Origin of the sequence: Rhodobacter sp. NSM, from assembly GCF_052244495.1 — a bacterium.
GTDB lineage: Bacteria > Pseudomonadota > Alphaproteobacteria > Rhodobacterales > Rhodobacteraceae > Cereibacter_A.
On the sequence record NZ_JBQPXH010000002.1, the window covers coordinates 34,124 to 50,729 of the forward strand.

15 protein-coding genes and 1 tRNA gene are annotated in these 16,606 nt (G+C 67.1%); 8 read left to right on the forward strand and 8 right to left on the reverse strand.

Annotation, left to right across the window (positions count from 1 at the left end; genetic code table 11):
• Positions 1-30 precede the first annotated feature (30 nt).
• The 7 genes from mtgA to ACTVZP_RS04710 form a co-directional block, all read right to left on the reverse strand.
• Entirely contained in the window at positions 31-771 is a 741-nt protein-coding gene (mtgA, locus tag ACTVZP_RS04680) for a monofunctional biosynthetic peptidoglycan transglycosylase (protein ID WP_443210937.1), read from the reverse strand.
• 199 nt (positions 772-970) lie between these two features.
• Entirely contained in the window at positions 971-5,509 is a 4,539-nt protein-coding gene (gene gltB / locus ACTVZP_RS04685; protein ID WP_443210938.1) for a glutamate synthase large subunit, read from the reverse strand.
• 3 nt (positions 5,510-5,512) lie between these two features.
• A complete protein-coding gene (locus tag ACTVZP_RS04690; protein ID WP_443210939.1) occupies positions 5,513-5,950 on the reverse strand; it encodes a GFA family protein in 438 nt (145 codons plus the stop codon).
• The gene (locus ACTVZP_RS04695) at positions 5,940-6,668 is read right to left on the reverse strand and encodes a hypothetical protein (protein WP_443210940.1); all 729 of its coding nucleotides are present in this window, start codon (positions 6,666-6,668) and stop codon (positions 5,940-5,942) included. The genes ACTVZP_RS04690 and ACTVZP_RS04695 overlap by 11 nt, the downstream gene beginning before the upstream one ends.
• Before the next feature lie 87 nt (positions 6,669-6,755).
• A complete protein-coding gene (locus ACTVZP_RS04700; RefSeq protein ID WP_443210941.1) occupies positions 6,756-8,183 on the reverse strand; it encodes an NAD(P)-dependent oxidoreductase in 1,428 nt (475 codons plus the stop codon).
• Positions 8,184-8,347: 164 nt separating this feature from the next.
• Positions 8,348-9,154 (reverse strand): undecaprenyl-diphosphate phosphatase, encoded by an 807-nt coding sequence (locus ACTVZP_RS04705; protein ID WP_443210942.1) that lies wholly within the window; start codon positions 9,152-9,154, stop codon positions 8,348-8,350.
• 18 nt (positions 9,155-9,172) lie between these two features.
• Entirely contained in the window at positions 9,173-10,159 is a 987-nt protein-coding gene (locus ACTVZP_RS04710; RefSeq protein WP_443210943.1) for a complex I NDUFA9 subunit family protein, read from the reverse strand.
• Between the two features lie 152 nt (positions 10,160-10,311).
• Here ACTVZP_RS04710 and ACTVZP_RS04715 point away from each other — a divergent pair.
• From ACTVZP_RS04715 to ACTVZP_RS04750, 8 genes are all read left to right on the forward strand, one after another.
• Positions 10,312-10,396, forward strand: a tRNA-Leu gene (locus ACTVZP_RS04715).
• A 33-nt stretch (positions 10,397-10,429) separates the two neighbouring features.
• Positions 10,430-11,044: a ribonuclease D gene (locus ACTVZP_RS04720; RefSeq protein WP_443210944.1), complete on the forward strand. Its 615-nt coding sequence runs from the start codon at positions 10,430-10,432 to the stop codon at positions 11,042-11,044.
• On the forward strand, positions 11,025-11,990 hold the full coding sequence (locus tag ACTVZP_RS04725; protein ID WP_443210945.1) for a KpsF/GutQ family sugar-phosphate isomerase: 966 nt from the start codon (positions 11,025-11,027) through the stop codon (positions 11,988-11,990). The genes ACTVZP_RS04720 and ACTVZP_RS04725 overlap by 20 nt, the downstream gene beginning before the upstream one ends.
• Before the next feature lie 3 nt (positions 11,991-11,993).
• Entirely contained in the window at positions 11,994-12,608 is a 615-nt protein-coding gene (gene lptC / locus ACTVZP_RS04730; protein ID WP_443210946.1) for an LPS export ABC transporter periplasmic protein LptC, read from the forward strand.
• Between the two features lie 23 nt (positions 12,609-12,631).
• The gene (gene lptA, locus ACTVZP_RS04735; protein ID WP_443210947.1) at positions 12,632-13,123 is read left to right on the forward strand and encodes a lipopolysaccharide transport periplasmic protein LptA; all 492 of its coding nucleotides are present in this window, start codon (positions 12,632-12,634) and stop codon (positions 13,121-13,123) included.
• Positions 13,120-13,881: an LPS export ABC transporter ATP-binding protein gene (lptB, locus tag ACTVZP_RS04740; protein ID WP_443210948.1), complete on the forward strand. Its 762-nt coding sequence runs from the start codon at positions 13,120-13,122 to the stop codon at positions 13,879-13,881. Before lptA ends, lptB begins: the two co-directional genes overlap by 4 nt.
• Before the next feature lie 226 nt (positions 13,882-14,107).
• Complete coding sequence (gene hpf, locus ACTVZP_RS04745; RefSeq protein ID WP_443210949.1) at positions 14,108-14,683, forward strand: ribosome hibernation-promoting factor, HPF/YfiA family; 576 nt, start codon at positions 14,108-14,110, stop codon at positions 14,681-14,683.
• A gap of 33 nt (positions 14,684-14,716) precedes the next feature.
• The gene (locus ACTVZP_RS04750; RefSeq protein WP_443210950.1) at positions 14,717-15,181 is read left to right on the forward strand and encodes a PTS sugar transporter subunit IIA; all 465 of its coding nucleotides are present in this window, start codon (positions 14,717-14,719) and stop codon (positions 15,179-15,181) included.
• A gap of 30 nt (positions 15,182-15,211) precedes the next feature.
• On the opposite strand, the gene ACTVZP_RS04755 is transcribed toward ACTVZP_RS04750, so the two are convergent.
• Positions 15,212-16,606 carry a nodulation protein NodH gene (locus tag ACTVZP_RS04755; protein ID WP_443210951.1) on the reverse strand — a complete coding sequence of 465 codons (1,395 nt, stop codon included), beginning with the start codon at positions 16,604-16,606 and terminating at the stop codon, positions 15,212-15,214.

The window sequence follows — 16,606 nt, forward strand, 5'->3', positions numbered from 1 at the left end:
GGCGCTGGGATGCAATCCCGCTCCGCTCGCCTATTCGAAGCAGTCTGCCCGCCCATCCCTGCGGATGGTGCTGGCGCCGTCGAGAATCGAGGCCGAGCGGCGGCGAACCACCGGCCCGGGATTCGAGGCCGAGCGCACCTTCGGATCGGGCAGGACGGCTGCCAGCCGCGCCGCCTGCTGCGCGGAAAGATCCGCGGGTTCGACGCCGAAGTAGTGTTCGGACGCCGCGCGGATGCCGAAGACCCCCTCGTCGAATTCCGCCACGTTCATGTAGACCTCGAGGATGCGCCGCTTGGTCCAGAGCGTCTCGACCAGCGGCGTCAGCACCGCCTCGAGCGCCTTGCGCGGCCAGCTGCGGCCCTGCCAGAGAAAGACGTTCTTCGTCACCTGCTGCGAGAGGGTCGAGGCGCCCCGGTTGCCGCCGGCGTCGATGGCCGCCCGGATTGCGGCCATGTCGAAGCCCCAATGAAGGCAGAAATTCGCATCCTCCGCCGCCACGACCGAGCGCGCCATCACCGGGGCGATCTCGTCCCAGTCCGCCCAGTCCTGATCCACGCTGCCGAGGCGAAGGCTCTCGCTCATCATGTAGGGGGTCGTCGGCGGATTCACGAGGCCGAAGAACAGAACGAGGAGGACCGCCGAAACCAGCGCCCAGCCCGCGCCCGTCAGCGCCCATCGCCGCAGGCGGAGTGCCAGTGGCGGGGCGGGCGGCGCCTCGGGCTCGGGCGGAGGCGGAGCAGCCTTGCGGCGGGTCGTCTTGCGCGCGGTCATGGGCCGACCTTGGACACGAACCGTTCGCATGGGTCAAGCGCGGTCGCACCCGTCCGCGGAGGCGCTGCAACGCATCGTCGGACTCCGCTGCAGGGCAGGCGTGGCGTGCCAATGGCGGGGCGGGCGCTACACTCGTCCCGCAGCCTCGCCAGCCCGAAGTGGGACGAAAAAAGGGGAGCTTCCGCTCCCCTTTCCTCGTTCACTCGGCCGGGACGGCCTGCGGCTCGTCCGACAGCGGGAAGGGCAGATGCACCAGCATCTCCTTCGGGCAGACCTGCAGGAAGTTCGCCCGCTCGCTCTCCCAGTCGTTCAGGATGCGCGAGGCATGCCGGCTGCCCGTCTCCTTCACGTGGCGCTCGATCAGGCCCTTCAGCTGCGCCTCCCAATGCGGGTGCGACACGGCGCAGGTCACGAGCGTCTCGAGGTTCATGAACTCCTCCGCCACGCCCGACGGGTCGTAGAGATAGGCCATGCCCCCGGTCATGCCCGCGCCGAAGTTCGCGCCGATCCGCCCGAGGATCACCGCGACGCCGCCGGTCATGTATTCGCAGCCGTTCGAGCCGCAGCCCTCGACCACCACCTTCGCGCCCGAGTTCCGGACCGCGAACCGCTCGCCAGCACGGCCGGCTGCGAAGAGGAAGCCGTCGGTCGCGCCGTAAAGCACGGTGTTGCCGATGATCGTGTTGTCGGCCGCGACAAGCGGGCTTTCCATCTGCGGATGGACGACGATGGTGCCGCCCGACAGGCCCTTGGCCACGTAGTCGTTGGCATCACCCGCGACCTCGATCTTCAGCCCCTTGGCCGCGAAGGCGCCCAGCGACTGCCCGCAGGAGCCCGTTAGCTTCACGGTCAGATGGTCGGGCTGCAGGTTGTTCCGCATCCCGTATTTCCGCACGATATGGCTCGAGGCGCGCGTGCCGATGGTGCGGTGCGTGTTCCGCACCGCGTAGGACAGCTGCATCTTCTCGCCGTCCTCGAAGAAGCGCGCGCCGTCCTTGACGATCTCGGCATCGAGCGTATCCGGCACCGCGTTGCGCGGCTTCGACCGGTCGTAGGTGATGCGGTTCGACCCGTCCACGGTGATCAGCAGCGGGTTGAGGTCGAGGTCGTCGAGATGCGCGGCCCCCCGGCTGACCTGGGTCAGCAGGTCGGCGCGGCCGATGATCTCGTCCATCGAGCGGGCACCGATGGAGGCCAGGATCTCGCGCACCTCCTGGGCGTAAAAGGTGATGAGGTTCACCACCTTGTCCGCCGAGCCCGAGAACTTCTCGCGCAGCGCCTTGTCCTGCGTGCAGACGCCCACCGGGCAGGTGTTCGACTGGCACTGGCGCACCATGATGCAGCCCATGGCGATCAGGGCAGCGGTGCCGATGCCGTATTCCTCGGCCCCCATCATCGCCGCCATGACGATGTCGCGTCCCGTCCTGAGGCCGCCGTCCGTGCGCAGCGTCACCCGGTCGCGCAGGTTGTTCATGGCGAGGACCTGATGCGCCTCGGTCAGGCCCATCTCCCACGGCAGGCCCGCATATTTGATCGAGGTGCCCGGAGAGGCCCCGGTGCCGCCGTTGTGGCCCGAGATCAGGATCACGTCGGCCTTGGCCTTGGCCACGCCCGCCGCGATGGTGCCCACGCCGGAGGCCGCCACCAGCTTCACCGTGACCTTGGCGCGCGGGTTGATCTGCTTCAGGTCATAGATCAGCTGCGCGAGGTCTTCGATCGAGTAGATGTCGTGGTGCGGCGGGGGCGAGATCAGCGTCACGCCCGGCGTCGAGTGCCGGAGCCGCGCGATGAGCTCGGTCACCTTCATGCCCGGAAGCTGGCCGCCCTCGCCGGGTTTGGCACCCTGCGCCACCTTGATCTCAAGCTCTTCGCAGGCGTTCAGGTATTCGGCGGTGACGCCGAAGCGGCCCGAGGCCACCTGCTTGATCTTGGCCGAGGGGTTGTCGCCGTTCGGCTCCGGCAGGAAGTGCGCCGGATCCTCGCCGCCCTCGCCCGAGTCCGACTTCGCGCCGATCCGGTTCATCGCGATGTTCAGCGTCTTGTGCGCTTCGGGGCTGAGCGCGCCGAGCGACATGCCGGGCGTCACGAACCGCTTGCGGATCGAGGTGATCGACTCGACCTCCTCGATCGGCACCGGACGGCCAAGCGTCTTGATGTCCAGCAGGTCGCGCAGGTGGATCGGCGGGTTGGCCCGCAGCGTGGCCGAGAACTGCTTCCAGATGTCATAGCTCGCCCGGTCGCAGGCCTGCTGCAGCATGTGCATGGTCGAGGCTTCCCAGGCGTGTTTCTCGCCCGAGCGCCGCGCCTTGTAGAAGCCGCCGATGGGCAGCACGTCCGACCCGCCGAGCCAGCCCTTGGCGTGGATCTGCTCGAGCTTGTGCTGGATGCCCGAGGTGCCGATCCCCGAGATGCGGCTGTGCATGCCCGGGAAATACTCGGCCACCATGGCGCGGGAGAGACCCACCGCCTCGAAGTTCAGGCCGCCGCGATAGGAGGAGATCACCGAGATCCCCATCTTCGACATGATCTTCAGAAGGCCCGCGTTGATCGCGTCGCGATAGCGGCGCATCGCGTCGTTCAGGTTGCCCTCGAGAAGGCCGCGCTCGATCCGGTCGGCGATGGTGTCCTGCGCGAGATAGGCGTTGACGGTCGTGGCACCCGATCCGATCAGCACCGCGAAGTAATGCGGGTCGATGCACTCGGCCGAGCGCACGTTGATCGAGGTGAAGGTGCGCAGCCCCTTGCGCGTCAGCCACGAATGCACCGCCGAGGTCGCGAGGATCATCGGCATCGGCACCGCGTCCGGCCCCTGGCCCTGGTCGGTCAGCACGAGGTGAGCCGCACCCGAGCGCACGGCGTCCTCGGCCTCGGCGCGGATGCGCTCGAGCCCGTGGCGCAGGGCGTCGTGATGGTGATCGGCCGGGAAGGTGCAGTCGATGGTCGCCACGTTGGCGCCGAACTGCTCGAGCATGACCTCGAACTCGGAGTTGGCGACGAAGGGGCTCTCGAGGATCAGGATCTCGGTCTGGCTCGAATGCTCTTCCAGCACGTTCTTCAGGTTGCCGAACCGGGTCTTGAGGCTCATCACCCGGCTTTCGCGCAGCGAGTCGATGGGCGGGTTCGTGACCTGGCTGAAGTTCTGGCGGAAGAAGTGGCTGAGCGGCCTGTAGACCGAGGAGAGCACCGCGGGCGGCGTGTCGTCGCCCATCGAGGCGATCATCTCCTTGCCGTCCTCGGCCATCGGCACGAGGACCTGCTCGATCTCCTCGACAGAGAAGCCAGCCGCGATCTGGCGCTTGCGCAGCTCGGCCGGCTCATACATGCGCTGCTCGGGCACGTCCTTCAGGATCGCGTTCAGGTCCACGACCTTCTCGATCCAGTCGCCGAAGGGCTGCGAGGCCGCCATCGCGTCCTTCAGCTCGGCATCGTGGTAGAGCTTGCCCTTGGCCATGTCGACGGCGATCAGCTGGCCCGGCCCGAGCGCGCCCTTCTCACGCACGTTCATCTCGTCGATCGGCACCATGCCGGCCTCGGAACCCGCGATCAGCAGGCCGTCGCCGGTCACGACATAGCGCATCGGACGCAGGCCGTTGCGGTCGAGCCCGCCGCAGACCCAACGGCCATCGGTCATGGCAAGGGCCGCCGGTCCGTCCCAGGGCTCCATCACCGCATTGCAATAGGCGTACATGTCCGCCCATGCCTTCGGCATGTCGGTCGTGGTCTTCGACCAGGCCTCGGGCACCATCATCGTCTTGACCATCGGAGCCGAGCGCCCCGAGCGCACCATGACCTCGAAGACGGCATCGAGCGCGCCCGAGTCCGAGGCGCCCTGCGGGATGATCGGCTTGATGTCCTCGGCCGCGTCACCGAAGGCCACCGAGGCCATGCGGATCTCGTGGCTCTTCATCCAGTTGATGTTGCCGCGGATCGTGTTGATCTCGCCGTTGTGGGCGAGCATGCGGAAGGGCTGGGCCAGCCACCACTGCGGGAAGGTGTTGGTGGAATAGCGCTGGTGGTAGATCGCGAACGAGCTTTCGAAGCGCTCGTCCTGCAGGTCCGGATAGAAGGTCGCCACCTGCTCAGCCAGCATCATCCCCTTGTAGATGATGGACCGACACGAAAGCGAGCAGAGGTAGAGCCCCTGGATCGAAGCGGCCTGCGCCGCCTTCTCGATCCGGCGGCGGATGATGTAGAGTTCGCGCTCGAACTGCTCGTCGTCGATGTCCTTCTCGCAGCGGATCAGGATCTGCTCGATCTCGGGGCGCGTCGCATTGGCCTTCTCGCCGAGGACGGAGGTGTCCACCGGCACATGACGCCAGCCGTAGATGTAGTGGCCCATGCGCAGCACTTCGGACTCGACGATGGTCCGGCAGCGCTCCTGCGCCGAGAGGTCGGTACGGGGCAGGAAGACCTGGCCCACCGCGACGAGCTTGTGCATGTCGGGCTCGTGGCCCGTGCGGCGGATCTGGTCGTAGAAGAACCGGACCGGGATCTGGACATGGATGCCCGCGCCGTCGCCGGTCTTGCCGTCGGCATCGACCGCGCCGCGGTGCCAGACCGCCTTGAGCGCGGCGATCCCGTTCTCGACCACCTTGCGCGACGGCTCGCCCGAGATCGAGACGACGAGACCCACACCGCAGGAGGCACGCTCGTCCTCGGCCTTGTAGAGTCCGTTCTCGTCCAGCCAGGTCCGCTTCGCCTCTTCGGCTCTCACCCAGGCTTCATCATAGATCGTCATGGCTCACTCCTCTGGGCTGGCTGGAAGCGTGGCGAGAAACTCGGCTTCCGTCATCTGGTGGGTCGGACCGGCAAAGCTCCAGGCATCGGGCTTGCGGTCGATGTAGATCTCGTGGGCGAGGCGGATGCCGCTCAGGTCATCCAGAAGCCCCGCCGCCATGTAGTAGTCGCGCGGCATCCCCGGCCCGGTCAGCCGATACCAGAGCGTCGAGCCGCAGGTGCCGCAGAAGCAGCGTTCGGCCCAGGCCGAGGAGGGATAGGCCCGCACGTTCTCGGCGCCGGTCACGGTCAGGGCCGCCTCGGGCACGGCCATCGTGATGAAGGCCGAGCCGGTCCAGCGGCGGCACATCTCGCAGTGGCAGGCGCCGATTTCCTGCGGGACGCCCGCGACGGCGATCTGCACGGCGCCGCAGAGGCAGTGGCCGGTTCGTTCAGCGGTCATGGCGCACCTTCATGATCAGGCCGTCTCCGGGCGCCTGCGACAGGATGGCGTCGCAGTCGAAGATCGGCTCGGTGGCGAGGAAACCGGGTTCTCCCGGAAAGACGAATTCGACCGGGCTGCCGTCCACGGGAAGATATCCGCCGGTGCCATCCGACCATTGCGTCGGACCCGCGAAGAACAGGCGCCATTCCGGGTGGATGTACTCGTTGCCATGGGCCTGCCGCAGGACGGTTCCGCCGATGCTCGTCTCGGTGAAGTCGAACTCGGTCTCCTGCAGGACGATCCCGTCGATCGTGAAGCTCTTGCCGGTGAGCCGGTCGTAGCCGGTCACGCGGCTCCGCTCGCCGGTGCTGCGCGTCAGGCCGAAGTCATAGCTGTCCGCCCCGCTCAGAAGTTCGGAGAACGAGGCCGGGTCGGCCGGGTTCGGGTCGAGCGTCTGCCGCACGGTCGGAAACATCTCGTAGCTCTCGACCCACTGCGCCTCGCGGTCGATGTGGGACGAGAAGAAGATGCCCTCCTGGTCGAAGTCCACCCGCCACTGGTCGCCTGCGGGGTCCTTGTCGCAACGGTAATGGTGCGAGACACGGCAGCCGCGGGACTGCACGGTGAGAAAGGCGGTGCAGCCCTCGGGCGGCGTGAAGGTCTGCCCCGAGCCGAAGGCGGGACCGGCCGCGGCCAGCGCGAGCCCTCCTGCCAGGATCTTCGTCGAAAGCGTCATGCGCGTGGTCCCATCCCCTCGCGTCCCGCGGCGCGGGGCGCATCGTCCGCCCGGGACCTTCCGGGCGGTCGCTTCGCGGAGCGGCGCCTACTCGGCCGCGGCGACGGCCGGCTGCGCCAGATAGTCGAGGATCGACTGCGCGGCCTCGCGGCCGTCGCGGATCGCCCAGACGACGAGGCTCGCACCGCGGACGATGTCTCCGACGGCATAGACGCCGGGCAGGCTCGTCGCATGGGTGCGGAAGTCGGCCTTGATCGTGCCCCAGCGGGTCACCGCAAGCTCGGGCACACCCCAGAGGCCCGGCAGGTCCTCGGGCTCGAACCCCAGCGCCATGATCGCGAGATCGGCCGGCTCGACGTAGTCGGCACCCTCGATGATCTCGGGCATCTGGCGGCCGGTCGAGTCCGGCTCGCCCAGCCGCATCTTCTGCACGATCACGCCTTCCACCGCGTCGCCCGCGATGAAGCCGCGCGGCGCCGACAGCCAGACGAATTCCACGCCCTCTTCCTCGGCATTCGCCACCTCGCGCTGCGAGCCGGGCATGTTGGCCCGGTCGCGGCGGTAGAGACACTTCACGCTGGTGGCACCCTGCCGGATCGCGGTGCGCACGCAGTCCATGGCCGTGTCGCCGCCGCCGATCACGACGACGCGCTTGCCCTTGGCGTCGAGACCCTCGTCGTCCACCTCGTCGCCGAAGCTGCGGCGGTTCGAGGCGGTCAGGTACGAGAGCGCCTGCACCACGCCGGCCGAGCCCACGCCGGGGGCTGCAAGATCGCGCTGCTTGTAGACGCCGGTCGCGATCAGCACTGCATCATGCTGGCCGCGGATCGCGTCGAAGCTCAGATCCTCGCCCACATTGCAGTTCAGCACGAACTGCACGCCCGCCTGTTCGAGCTGTTCGACGCGGCGCGCGACCACGTCCTTCTCGAGCTTGAAGCCGGGGATGCCGTAGGTCAGCAGGCCGCCCGCGCGGTCGTAACGGTCATAGACCGTGACCTGAAGGCCCGCGCGGCGCAGCGCGTCTGCCGCGGCAAGACCGCCCGGGCCCGCCCCGATGATGCCCACGGATTCCGAGCGTTCTACCATGGGACGTCCGGGCGTGACCCATCCGTTCTCCCAGGCCATGTCGGTGATGTATTTCTCGACCGCGCCGATCGTGACGGTGCCGTGGCCCGACTGCTCGATCACGCAGTTCCCCTCGCAGAGGCGGTCCTGCGGACAGATGCGTCCGCAGATCTCGGGGAAGGTGTTCGTGGCCTGGCTGATCTCGTAGGCTTCCTGCAGGCGCCCCGTGGCGGTCAGGCGGAGCCAGTCCGGGATGTTGTTGTGCAGCGGGCAATGCGTCTGGCAGAAGGGCACGCCGCACTGGCTGCAGCGGCTCGACTGCTCGGCCGCCTTCGCGGCGGCGAATTCGCGGTAGATCTCGTGAAAGTCCTGCGACCGGAGGTTCGCCGGGCGCTTCTCGGGGGTCTCCCTCGCCATCTTGACGAACTGGAGCATCGGTTCTTTTGCCATGCTGAGCCCTCCCTCGAGGCCGACTGCGGGGTGCGGTCCTATTACTCCAGGTCACAACGCGATAAAAGTCAGCAACGCTGACCTATTTCGATGTTTCTGGCGGTATGTGCGCTGCCTGCGCCGCGAATTCGATTATAATAGGTCAGCTAAGCTTACCTAATCACTCAGTACCCGTAGAGAAGCGCGACCAGAGCCACCGAGCCCACGATGATTCGCCACCAGCCGAACAAGGAGTAGCCGTGGCGGCTGACATAGCCGAGCAACCACCGCACAACGAGAACGGCCGCGACGAAGGCCGCGACGAAGCCTATCGCGATCTCGCCCAATGCGGAGGAGTCCAGAACGTCGCGGTTCTTGAACAGGTCGTAGGCGAAGGCTCCGGCCATCGTCGGCATCGAGAGGAAGAACGAGAACTCGGCAGCCGCACGCTTGCCCGCCCCGAGCATCAGCCCGCCGACGATGGTCGCCCCCGAGCGTGAAACGCCGGGCACCATCGCGAGGCACTGGAAGATGCCGATCTTGAGCGCCACGTTCAGCGGAAGCTCCATTGCGTCGTTGTAGCGGGGCGCGGGTGCCATCCTGTCCACGAAGAGAAGGACGATCCCGCCGAGGATGAGCATGACAGCGATCAATATGGGGGTTTCGAACAGAACGGCCTTGATGAAGCCATGCGCGAGCACGCCAACCACCACCGCGGGCAGGAAGGCCAGCACCACCGCCACGAGGAAGCGGAAGGCCTGAGGGTCACGCGGCGCGGCCCGGACGACGGAAACCAGCTTCGAGGCATAGACCGTCAGCACCGCGAGCACGGCGCCGAGCTGGATGACCACCTCGAAGGTTCGGCCTGCGCTGTGAAAGCCAAGGAAATGGCCTGCCAGCAGCAGGTGCCCCGTCGAGGAGACGGGGATGAATTCGGTCAGTCCTTCCAGAAGTCCGAGAACAAGAGCGACGAGCGTCGTCGTGTCCAGCATGGTCGCTCCGTCCAGTCGTCAGGTCTTTCGCAGGTTTCGGGCCGAAGCCTTGATCGAGGCATACTGCCCCGACGGGCGGTAGCTCCAGAGGTATTCGGGCAGTACGGCCTCCATCGCGGTGGGCGGGATACCGAGATCCGCGAGACCCTTCGCCCCGGGCGCCACGACGTTGTCGCGGCCGAGGTTGCGCACCTGGTCGCGCGTCAGCGTCTGGTTCGCGATCAGGCCGAAGGTCACCGTCTGGACGAGATCCAGCCCGCCCGCGATCAACTTCGCCACGCCGAAGGGCACGTTCACGATCAGCTTCCGCCGCACGATCACGCGGAGGAGAAGCTGCATCAGCGAATGGAAGCTCTCCACGTCGGGCCCGCCGAGTTCGTAGATGCCGGGCGCGGCCCGGCCGAGCACTCCGGCCACCGCTGCCTGCGCCACGTCATCGACGAAGACCGGCTGGAACTTCGTCCGGCCGCCCACGACAGGCAGCACCGGGCTGAACCGCGCCATGCGGGCGAAGCGGTTGAAGAAGTCGTCCTCGGGCCCGAAGATCACCGAGGGGCGCAGGATGACCGCGCGCGGGAAGGCGTCGAGCACGGCCGCCTCGCCCGCCGCCTTGGTGCGGGCATAGGCGCTGGGCGAGCTGTCGTCGGCGCCGATCGCGGAAAGCTGGACGAACGTCTGCACACCTTCCGCCGCAGCGAGGCGCGCGACGCGGGTGGCGCCTTCGGCCTGCACCGACTGGAAGCGGTTCTTGCCGACCTCGGCCAGGATGCCCACGCAGTTCACCACGGCATCCGCCCCGTGCATCACGGCCCGGACCGAGGCGTCGTCGCGGATGTTGCAGAACACGGGCTCGACCTGCCCCACGACGCCGTAGGGCTTGACGAAGAGGGCCTCGTTCGGACGGCGGACGGCAACGCGCACACGCCAGCCCTGCTGCGCCATCCGGCGGGTGATGTAGCGCCCCACGAAACCCGACCCGCCGTAGATCGTCACAAGCTTGCTCATCTTCCGTCCTCACCCCGGCATGGTCATCAAAGATCGCCCCTTCCCATAACTTTGCGGGGGCTGCGGAACAAGCGCGAATGAGCCTCGCGAATTTTCGTGACACCCCGTTGACAGTCCCAAACCGCCCATATACATCGCGGCTCACGACACCTGCCCAGGTGGCGGAATTGGTAGACGCGCACGGTTCAGGTCCGTGTGCCGCAAGGCGTGGAGGTTCGAGTCCTCTCCTGGGCACCATCGATCCTTCGTGCCAATTCGAAGGATCAGAGAGTGACAATCCACCTGCATCGGAACGATTTGCCCGAGGGGCTCGACCTCGGCTCCATCGTCTCCATCGATACCGAGACCATGGGTCTCGACCCGCGGCGCGACCGCCTGTGCGTCGTGCAACTGTCGGCAGGTGACGGCGATGCGCATCTGGTGCAGATCGAGCGCGGACAAACCCGCGCGCCCAATCTCGAGCGTCTTCTGACCGACCCGCAGGTGCTGAAAGTCTTTCACTTCGGCCGCTTCGACATCGCCGCCCTGAAGCAGGCCTTCGGCGTGCGGACCGAACCGGTGTGGTGCACCAAGATCGCCTCGAAGATGGTGCGGACCTTCACCGACCGGCACGGGCTCAAATACCTGCTCCTCGAACTTGTCGGCGTGGACGTCTCGAAGCAGCAGCAGACCTCGGACTGGGGCTCGGCCGAGCTGACGGAGGCGCAGAAGGATTACGCTGCCTCCGACGTCCTGTACCTGCACCGCCTGAAGAACGAGCTCGAGGCGCGGCTTGTCCGCGAGGGACGGATGGAGCTGGCGCAGCGTTGCTTCGACTTCCTCCCGACCCGGGCGGAACTCGATCTCATGGGCTGGAACGAACCCAATGACATCTTCCACCACTGACTTCCTCGCGACCGCCCGCAGGGTGATCGAGACCGAGACCGCCGCTCTATCGCTGCTGGGCGAGAGCCTCGGCGACAGCTTCGGAGAGGCCGTCGAGACGATCCTGCGCGCCCGCGGACGTGTGATCGTCTCGGGCATGGGCAAGTCGGGCCACGTCGGGCGCAAGATCACGGCGACGCTCGCCTCGACCGGCACCCCCGCGCAATTCGTCCACCCGGCCGAAGCCAGCCACGGCGATCTCGGCATGGTCACGCGGGACGACGTGGCGCTCGTGCTGTCCAATTCCGGCGAGACGCCGGAACTGGCCGACATCATCGCCCATACCCGCCGCTTCGACATCCCGCTGATCGGGGTGGCAAGCCGGCCGCAATCGACCCTGCTGCGCCAGTCGGACGTGGCGCTCGTGCTGCCGCCCGCACCCGAGGCCTGCGGCAACGGAATCGTGCCCACCTCGTCGACGACCATGACGCTCGCCCTCGGCGACGCACTGGCCATCGCGCTGATGGAGCATCGCCAGTTCACGCCGGAGCATTTCCGCGTCTTCCACCCGGGCGGCAAGCTCGGGGCGCGGCTTGCCCGGGTGGCCGACCTCATGCACCGCAACCTGCCGCTGGTGAGCGTCGGCACGCCGATGGGCGAGGCGCTGATTACCATGAGCCGGCTGGGCTTCGGCGTGCTGGGCGTCACGGGCGAAGGCGGGCGCCTTCTGGGCGTGATCACTGACGGCGACCTGCGGCGCCACCTCGACGGGCTCCTCGCCCACAGTGTCGAGGAAGTGATGACCGCGGCTCCCCGCACCATCGCCCCCGATGCGCTGGCCGAGAAGGCCGTGGCGGAGATGAATGCGAAGAAGATCACCTCGCTCTTCGTGGTCGAGCCCGGCGGCTCGGGCGAAGCGGTGGGGCTGATCCACATCCATGACTGTCTTCGGGCCGGAGTGGCCTGAGCGATGACGGCGCGGCGGCCCGACAACCTTCACTCCCGGCTCGTCGGCTGGCTGAAGATCGTGCTGCCGCTGGCCGCCCTTGCGGTGCTCTCGACCCTGTTCCTCGTGGCGCGGACCATCGATCCGGACGATGCGATTCCCTATGCCGACGTGGATGTCGAGGACCGGCTGCGCGAGCCGCGGATGACCGCACCCACCTGGGCCGGCATCACGAGCGACGGCGCCGCCCTCAGCGTCGAGGCCGCCGAAGCGCGCCCCGGCCAGACCGACGGCGAGGAAGGCCGTGCCTCCGCGCTCCGCGCCCGGATCGAGACGCCGGACGGGGCGAGCGCGCGCATGACCGCAGAGACGGGAGTGCTCGATGACGAGGCGCGGCTGCTGCGGCTTGGCGGCGGGGTGGAACTGGAGACGTCCACCGGCTACCATGTGACGACCGAAGCCCTGACCGCGGGTCTCGACGAGACGGACGTGCAGTCCGAGGGCGCGCTGGACGCGACCGGGCCGCTCGGCCGGATCGAGGCGGGCTCGATGCGGCTGACAGAGGATCCCGAAGTTGCCGGAAGCTACGTGCTGACCTTCGGGAATCGCGTGAAGCTGGTATACGATCCGAAGAAGTGATGGACGCGATGTCGAGGCATGCAATGAGGACGATCCTGGTGGTGGCGGCAACGGCTCTCTGGCTGCCCGCCGCGGCGCTGGCGCAAGGGGCCGAGGTGGCCTTCGGCGGCGGGTTGAAGCAGGACACGTCGCTGCCCGTCCAGATCGAATCGGATCAGTTGCAGGTGAACCAGTCCGACGGCACAGCGGTCTTTTCCGGCAACGTCCGCGTGGTGCAGGGGCAGATGCGCCTCGCTGCGCAGTCGGTGCAGGTCGAGTATGCGCCGGAAGGCGGAGCGATCCGCCGGCTCCACGCGTCGGGCGGCGTGACGCTGGCCAACGAGCGCGAGGCCGCCGAGGCAAAGGACGCCGTCTATACGATCGACAGCGGCGAGGTGGTGATGACGGGGGACGTCCTGCTCACGCAGGGGCCGAACACGCTGGCCGGCCAGAAGCTGGTGATCGACCTCACTGCCGGCACGGGCCGGATGGAAGGCCGGGTGCAGACGGTGTTCCAGCCAGGCACCTCGCCATGAACGTCAATCCGGAATTCGTCGTCACGCAGGGCGCGGCGGGACTTCAGGTCGTCGGCCTGCGCAAGAGCTACAAGCGCCGCCCCGTCATCCGCGACGTGACCATGCATCTCGACCGCGGCGAGGTGGTGGCGCTGCTCGGCCCGAACGGCTCGGGCAAGACCACCTGCTTCTACGCGATTGCGGGGCTCGTCAGCCCCGAGGGCGGGCAGGTCCTGATCGAGGGCCGCGACGTCACCGCCCTGCCGATGTATCGCCGCGCGCGGATGGGGATCGGCTACCTTCCGCAGGAGGTCTCGATCTTCCGCGGCCTGTCGGTCGAGGACAACATCCTCGCCGTGCTCGAGATCACCGAAAGGGATCCGCACACGAGGCGCGAGCGTCTCGAAGAGCTGCTGGGCGAGTTTTCCATCGCCCACCTGCGGCGCACGCCGGCCCTGGCCCTTTCGGGTGGTGAGCGGCGACGTGTGGAGATTGCGCGATGTCTTGCCGCAGACCCTCGCTACCTGCTGCTCGACGAGCCCTTCGCGGGCGTCGATCCGATCGCCGTCGGCGAGATTCGCGGGCTGGTCCACGACCTCAAGAGTCGGGGCATCGGCGTCCTGATAACGGACCATAACGTGCGGGAAACACTGGAAATCGTGGACAGGGCCTACATCCTGCACGACGGCACCGTCCTCAAGAGCGGCACGACGGAAGAGGTTGTGCGCGACGAAATGGTGCGGCGTGTCTATCTCGGGCAGAACTTCCGGATCTCATGACACCTTTCGGTCAGGCGGGGTGCATGAGCTTGCTGTTGACAAGCGCGAGCCAAAAGCAGCCAAATGACCTAGATGCGTGCAGAACCCGCCCTCGTCGCCGCTCTTCCAAGGCCCCGCAGCAGTGCCAGGCCCCGCGGATCCCGACGTTTGCACGCGTTCGCAATAACCGATCGGCGGGCACCCCGGTTCGGGGCGGACTGGCCTTGCCGAGTCAAAAGGAGGAATCATGCGATACCAGATCAGCGGGAAACAGATCGACATCGGTGAAGCGCTTCAGACTCACGTCAAGGCAGAACTCGGCGAGGTCGTCGAAAAATATGCCCAGCGCCCCACCGAGGCCATGATCGTCTTTTCGCGCGTTGCGCATGAACATGTCTGCGAGGCGACCATCCATCTCTCGACCGGCCTCACCGCTCAGGCCACCGGCCGCGCCACCGAAATCTATGCCGCTTTTGAAAGCTGCCGCGAGAAGATGGACAAGCAGCTGCGCCGCTACAAGCGGCGGCTGAGGGACCACCATCGCGAGCGAACGGCCCCGGTTGAATTCGGTCCGGGTTCCTCCTATATCCTCGCCGCATCCGAGGAAGCCGAGGATGGAGAGACCGATACGCTTCAGCCGATGGTGATCGCCGAGATGGAAGCGAAGGTTCCTTCCATCACCGTGGGCGAGGCCGTCATGCAGCTGGAACTCGCGGGCCAGAACATGCTTGTCTTCCGGAATGAAGGTCATGGCGGGGTGAACGTCGTCTACCGTCGGGATGACGGGAACATCGGCTGGATCGACCCGCGCAACAGCAAATAGCGCGCGCCCGAGGCGCAGGACAAGCGACCGCCCATGGAACTATCCAAACTTCTGATGCCGGAAGCCGTTAGGGTTCTCAGTCAGGTGACCAGCAAGAAGCGCCTCTTCCAGGAACTGGGAGAGGTCGCGTCACAGGCCTACGGCCTGAATGCATCGGTGGCCATCGACGGCCTGCAGGAGCGCGAAAGCCTTGGCCCGACGGGTGTCGGCCATGGGATTGCGCTGCCTCATGCCCGGCTCGAGGATCTCGACAGGATCGTGGGTGTCTTCCTGCGCCTCGAAAAACCGCTCGACTACGACAGCGTCGATCGCCAGCCCGTGGATCTCGTCTTTGCGCTCTTCGCGCCGAAGGACTCCGGGGTGGATCACCTCAAGGCGCTGGCGCTCGTGTCGCGGACCATGCGCGATGCGGGCGTCTGTACCAAGCTGCGGTCGAACACCGATCCCGCCAAGCTGCACGCGATCCTCACGGAAACGCGTGCGCCGCAGGCCGCCTGACGCCCGAAGGGTCGGGCCATCCGCTTCTGCCTACCCTCCTGACGCCCGCCAGGGACCGAAGCCGAAGCTCGTGTAATCACGCTGATACGCCTCGCGCGCGGCTTCCTCGATCTCGGGTGTCCAGATCTCCGAAAGCGGCGCTGGCCCGTCGTCGGATGCCGTTCGGAACGGCCCCGACGTCAGCCCGGTCTCGGACGCGAGGAAGGCCAGCCCCTCCACCAGCCTCTCTTCCCGGAAGAGGAAGTCCGGCGCCTCGACCTGCGCCATACCCTGCAGAACCGCATGCTGCGAGGCGACGGCCGCCCCGATCCGCAGCGGCGTCTGCCCGGCAAGAGCCGGCTTGAGGAAGCGCAGGAAGGCAAGGAAGGTCGCGCGGAACCTTTCGGCATCGAGAGGGGCGCCCGGCTTCGGCAGGTTGATCCCGCCATGTCGCAGGAAGGCCAGGCGCAGTTCCGGAAGCGCCGCCGTGAGCACCTGATCCCGGAACGTCGCATGGGCGCGGACCAGCGGATGACGCAGGACCGTGAAGCTGCGATGGCCGGGATGGCTGCGCTTCCACTGACGGAGAAGCTTCTGGGTGAACCCGTCGGTCACCTCGCCGGCGGCCTTCTCCAGCCAGCCCCGCACCTCGTCTTCCAGACCTCCCCGGAGAGGCAGGTAGAGAAGCGGCCCGGCGGCGAGGAAGGCGGGAACGCCGGCACCGCGGCGGGGCTCGTAGCTGACCGGCCGGGAAAGGCCGAACGGATCCAGCCGCGCGAGCGCCTCGTGCATCTCGTCGGGATTGGACACAAGATCCGTCACGGGCGCGGGATTCTGCTTCTTGAGCGTCTCGTCCGGCGCCGTCAGCCGCGTGTCGCATCCGAGAAACGCCGCGAGGCCGTTCAGGACGTCGAGATCCGACAGATCCGCGTAGTCGATCACGAACGGCGTCTGGCCGGTCACCTGAAGGGCGCGGATCGTTTCGCGGTGGAAGGCCTCCCCGACTGCGAGATGCGCCTCGAACTCGGCCGGATCGAATGTGACCTTCGCCACCTTCCGCCGTTTGGGGTCAGTCAGCTTCCACTGCCCCGTCTCGCGTGCGATGCGGAGCGAGACGTAGCTTTCGATCGGATTACGGACGAGCAGTATCTTCGCACACCGCCGATCCTCGAGAAGCACCGGCAACACCCGCGCATCGTGGTCGTGGAAGAACCGCAAGCCCGCGAGCCCGGGCGTTTCCGCACGGACGCGCGCGAGGAAGCCGAGGGGGTCCGCGGCGCGTTGCGCAATGGTGGTGCCGAACAGCTCGGTGCAGCCCTTGGTCCCGATGAAATAGGGATTGAACAGTTCGCCATGACATCGGACGCCGGGCAACGCGTTGAGATTTGCCTCTAGGAAGTTCGATCCGGTCCGCATCCCGGCGAGCATCACGAAAGAGTCGAACAT

Excerpts from the sequence above, each read along its gene's own strand:
- ACTVZP_RS04695 (WP_443210940.1), bottom strand. The coding sequence starts at position 6,668 with ATGACGCTTTCGACGAAGATCCTGGCAGGAGGGCTCGCGCTGGCCGCG.
- lptC (WP_443210946.1), top strand. The coding sequence starts at position 11,994 with ATGACGGCGCGGCGGCCCGACAACCTTCACTCCCGGCTCGTCGGCTGG.
- lptB (WP_443210948.1), top strand. The coding sequence starts at position 13,120 with ATGAACGTCAATCCGGAATTCGTCGTCACGCAGGGCGCGGCGGGACTT.
- ACTVZP_RS04750 (WP_443210950.1), top strand. The coding sequence starts at position 14,717 with ATGGAACTATCCAAACTTCTGATGCCGGAAGCCGTTAGGGTTCTCAGT.
- ACTVZP_RS04700 (WP_443210941.1), bottom strand. The coding sequence starts at position 8,183 with ATGGCAAAAGAACCGATGCTCCAGTTCGTCAAGATGGCGAGGGAGACC.
- ACTVZP_RS04710 (WP_443210943.1), bottom strand. The coding sequence starts at position 10,159 with ATGAGCAAGCTTGTGACGATCTACGGCGGGTCGGGTTTCGTGGGGCGC.
- ACTVZP_RS04755 (WP_443210951.1), bottom strand. The coding sequence starts at position 16,606 with ATGTTCGACTCTTTCGTGATGCTCGCCGGGATGCGGACCGGATCGAAC.
- hpf (WP_443210949.1), top strand. The coding sequence starts at position 14,108 with ATGCGATACCAGATCAGCGGGAAACAGATCGACATCGGTGAAGCGCTT.
- lptA (WP_443210947.1), top strand. The coding sequence starts at position 12,632 with ATGAGGACGATCCTGGTGGTGGCGGCAACGGCTCTCTGGCTGCCCGCC.
- ACTVZP_RS04690 (WP_443210939.1), bottom strand. The coding sequence starts at position 5,950 with ATGACCGCTGAACGAACCGGCCACTGCCTCTGCGGCGCCGTGCAGATC.
- ACTVZP_RS04725 (WP_443210945.1), top strand. The coding sequence starts at position 11,025 with ATGACATCTTCCACCACTGACTTCCTCGCGACCGCCCGCAGGGTGATC.
- gltB (WP_443210938.1), bottom strand. The coding sequence starts at position 5,509 with ATGACGATCTATGATGAAGCCTGGGTGAGAGCCGAAGAGGCGAAGCGG.
- ACTVZP_RS04705 (WP_443210942.1), bottom strand. The coding sequence starts at position 9,154 with ATGCTGGACACGACGACGCTCGTCGCTCTTGTTCTCGGACTTCTGGAA.
- mtgA (WP_443210937.1), bottom strand. The coding sequence starts at position 771 with ATGACCGCGCGCAAGACGACCCGCCGCAAGGCTGCTCCGCCTCCGCCC.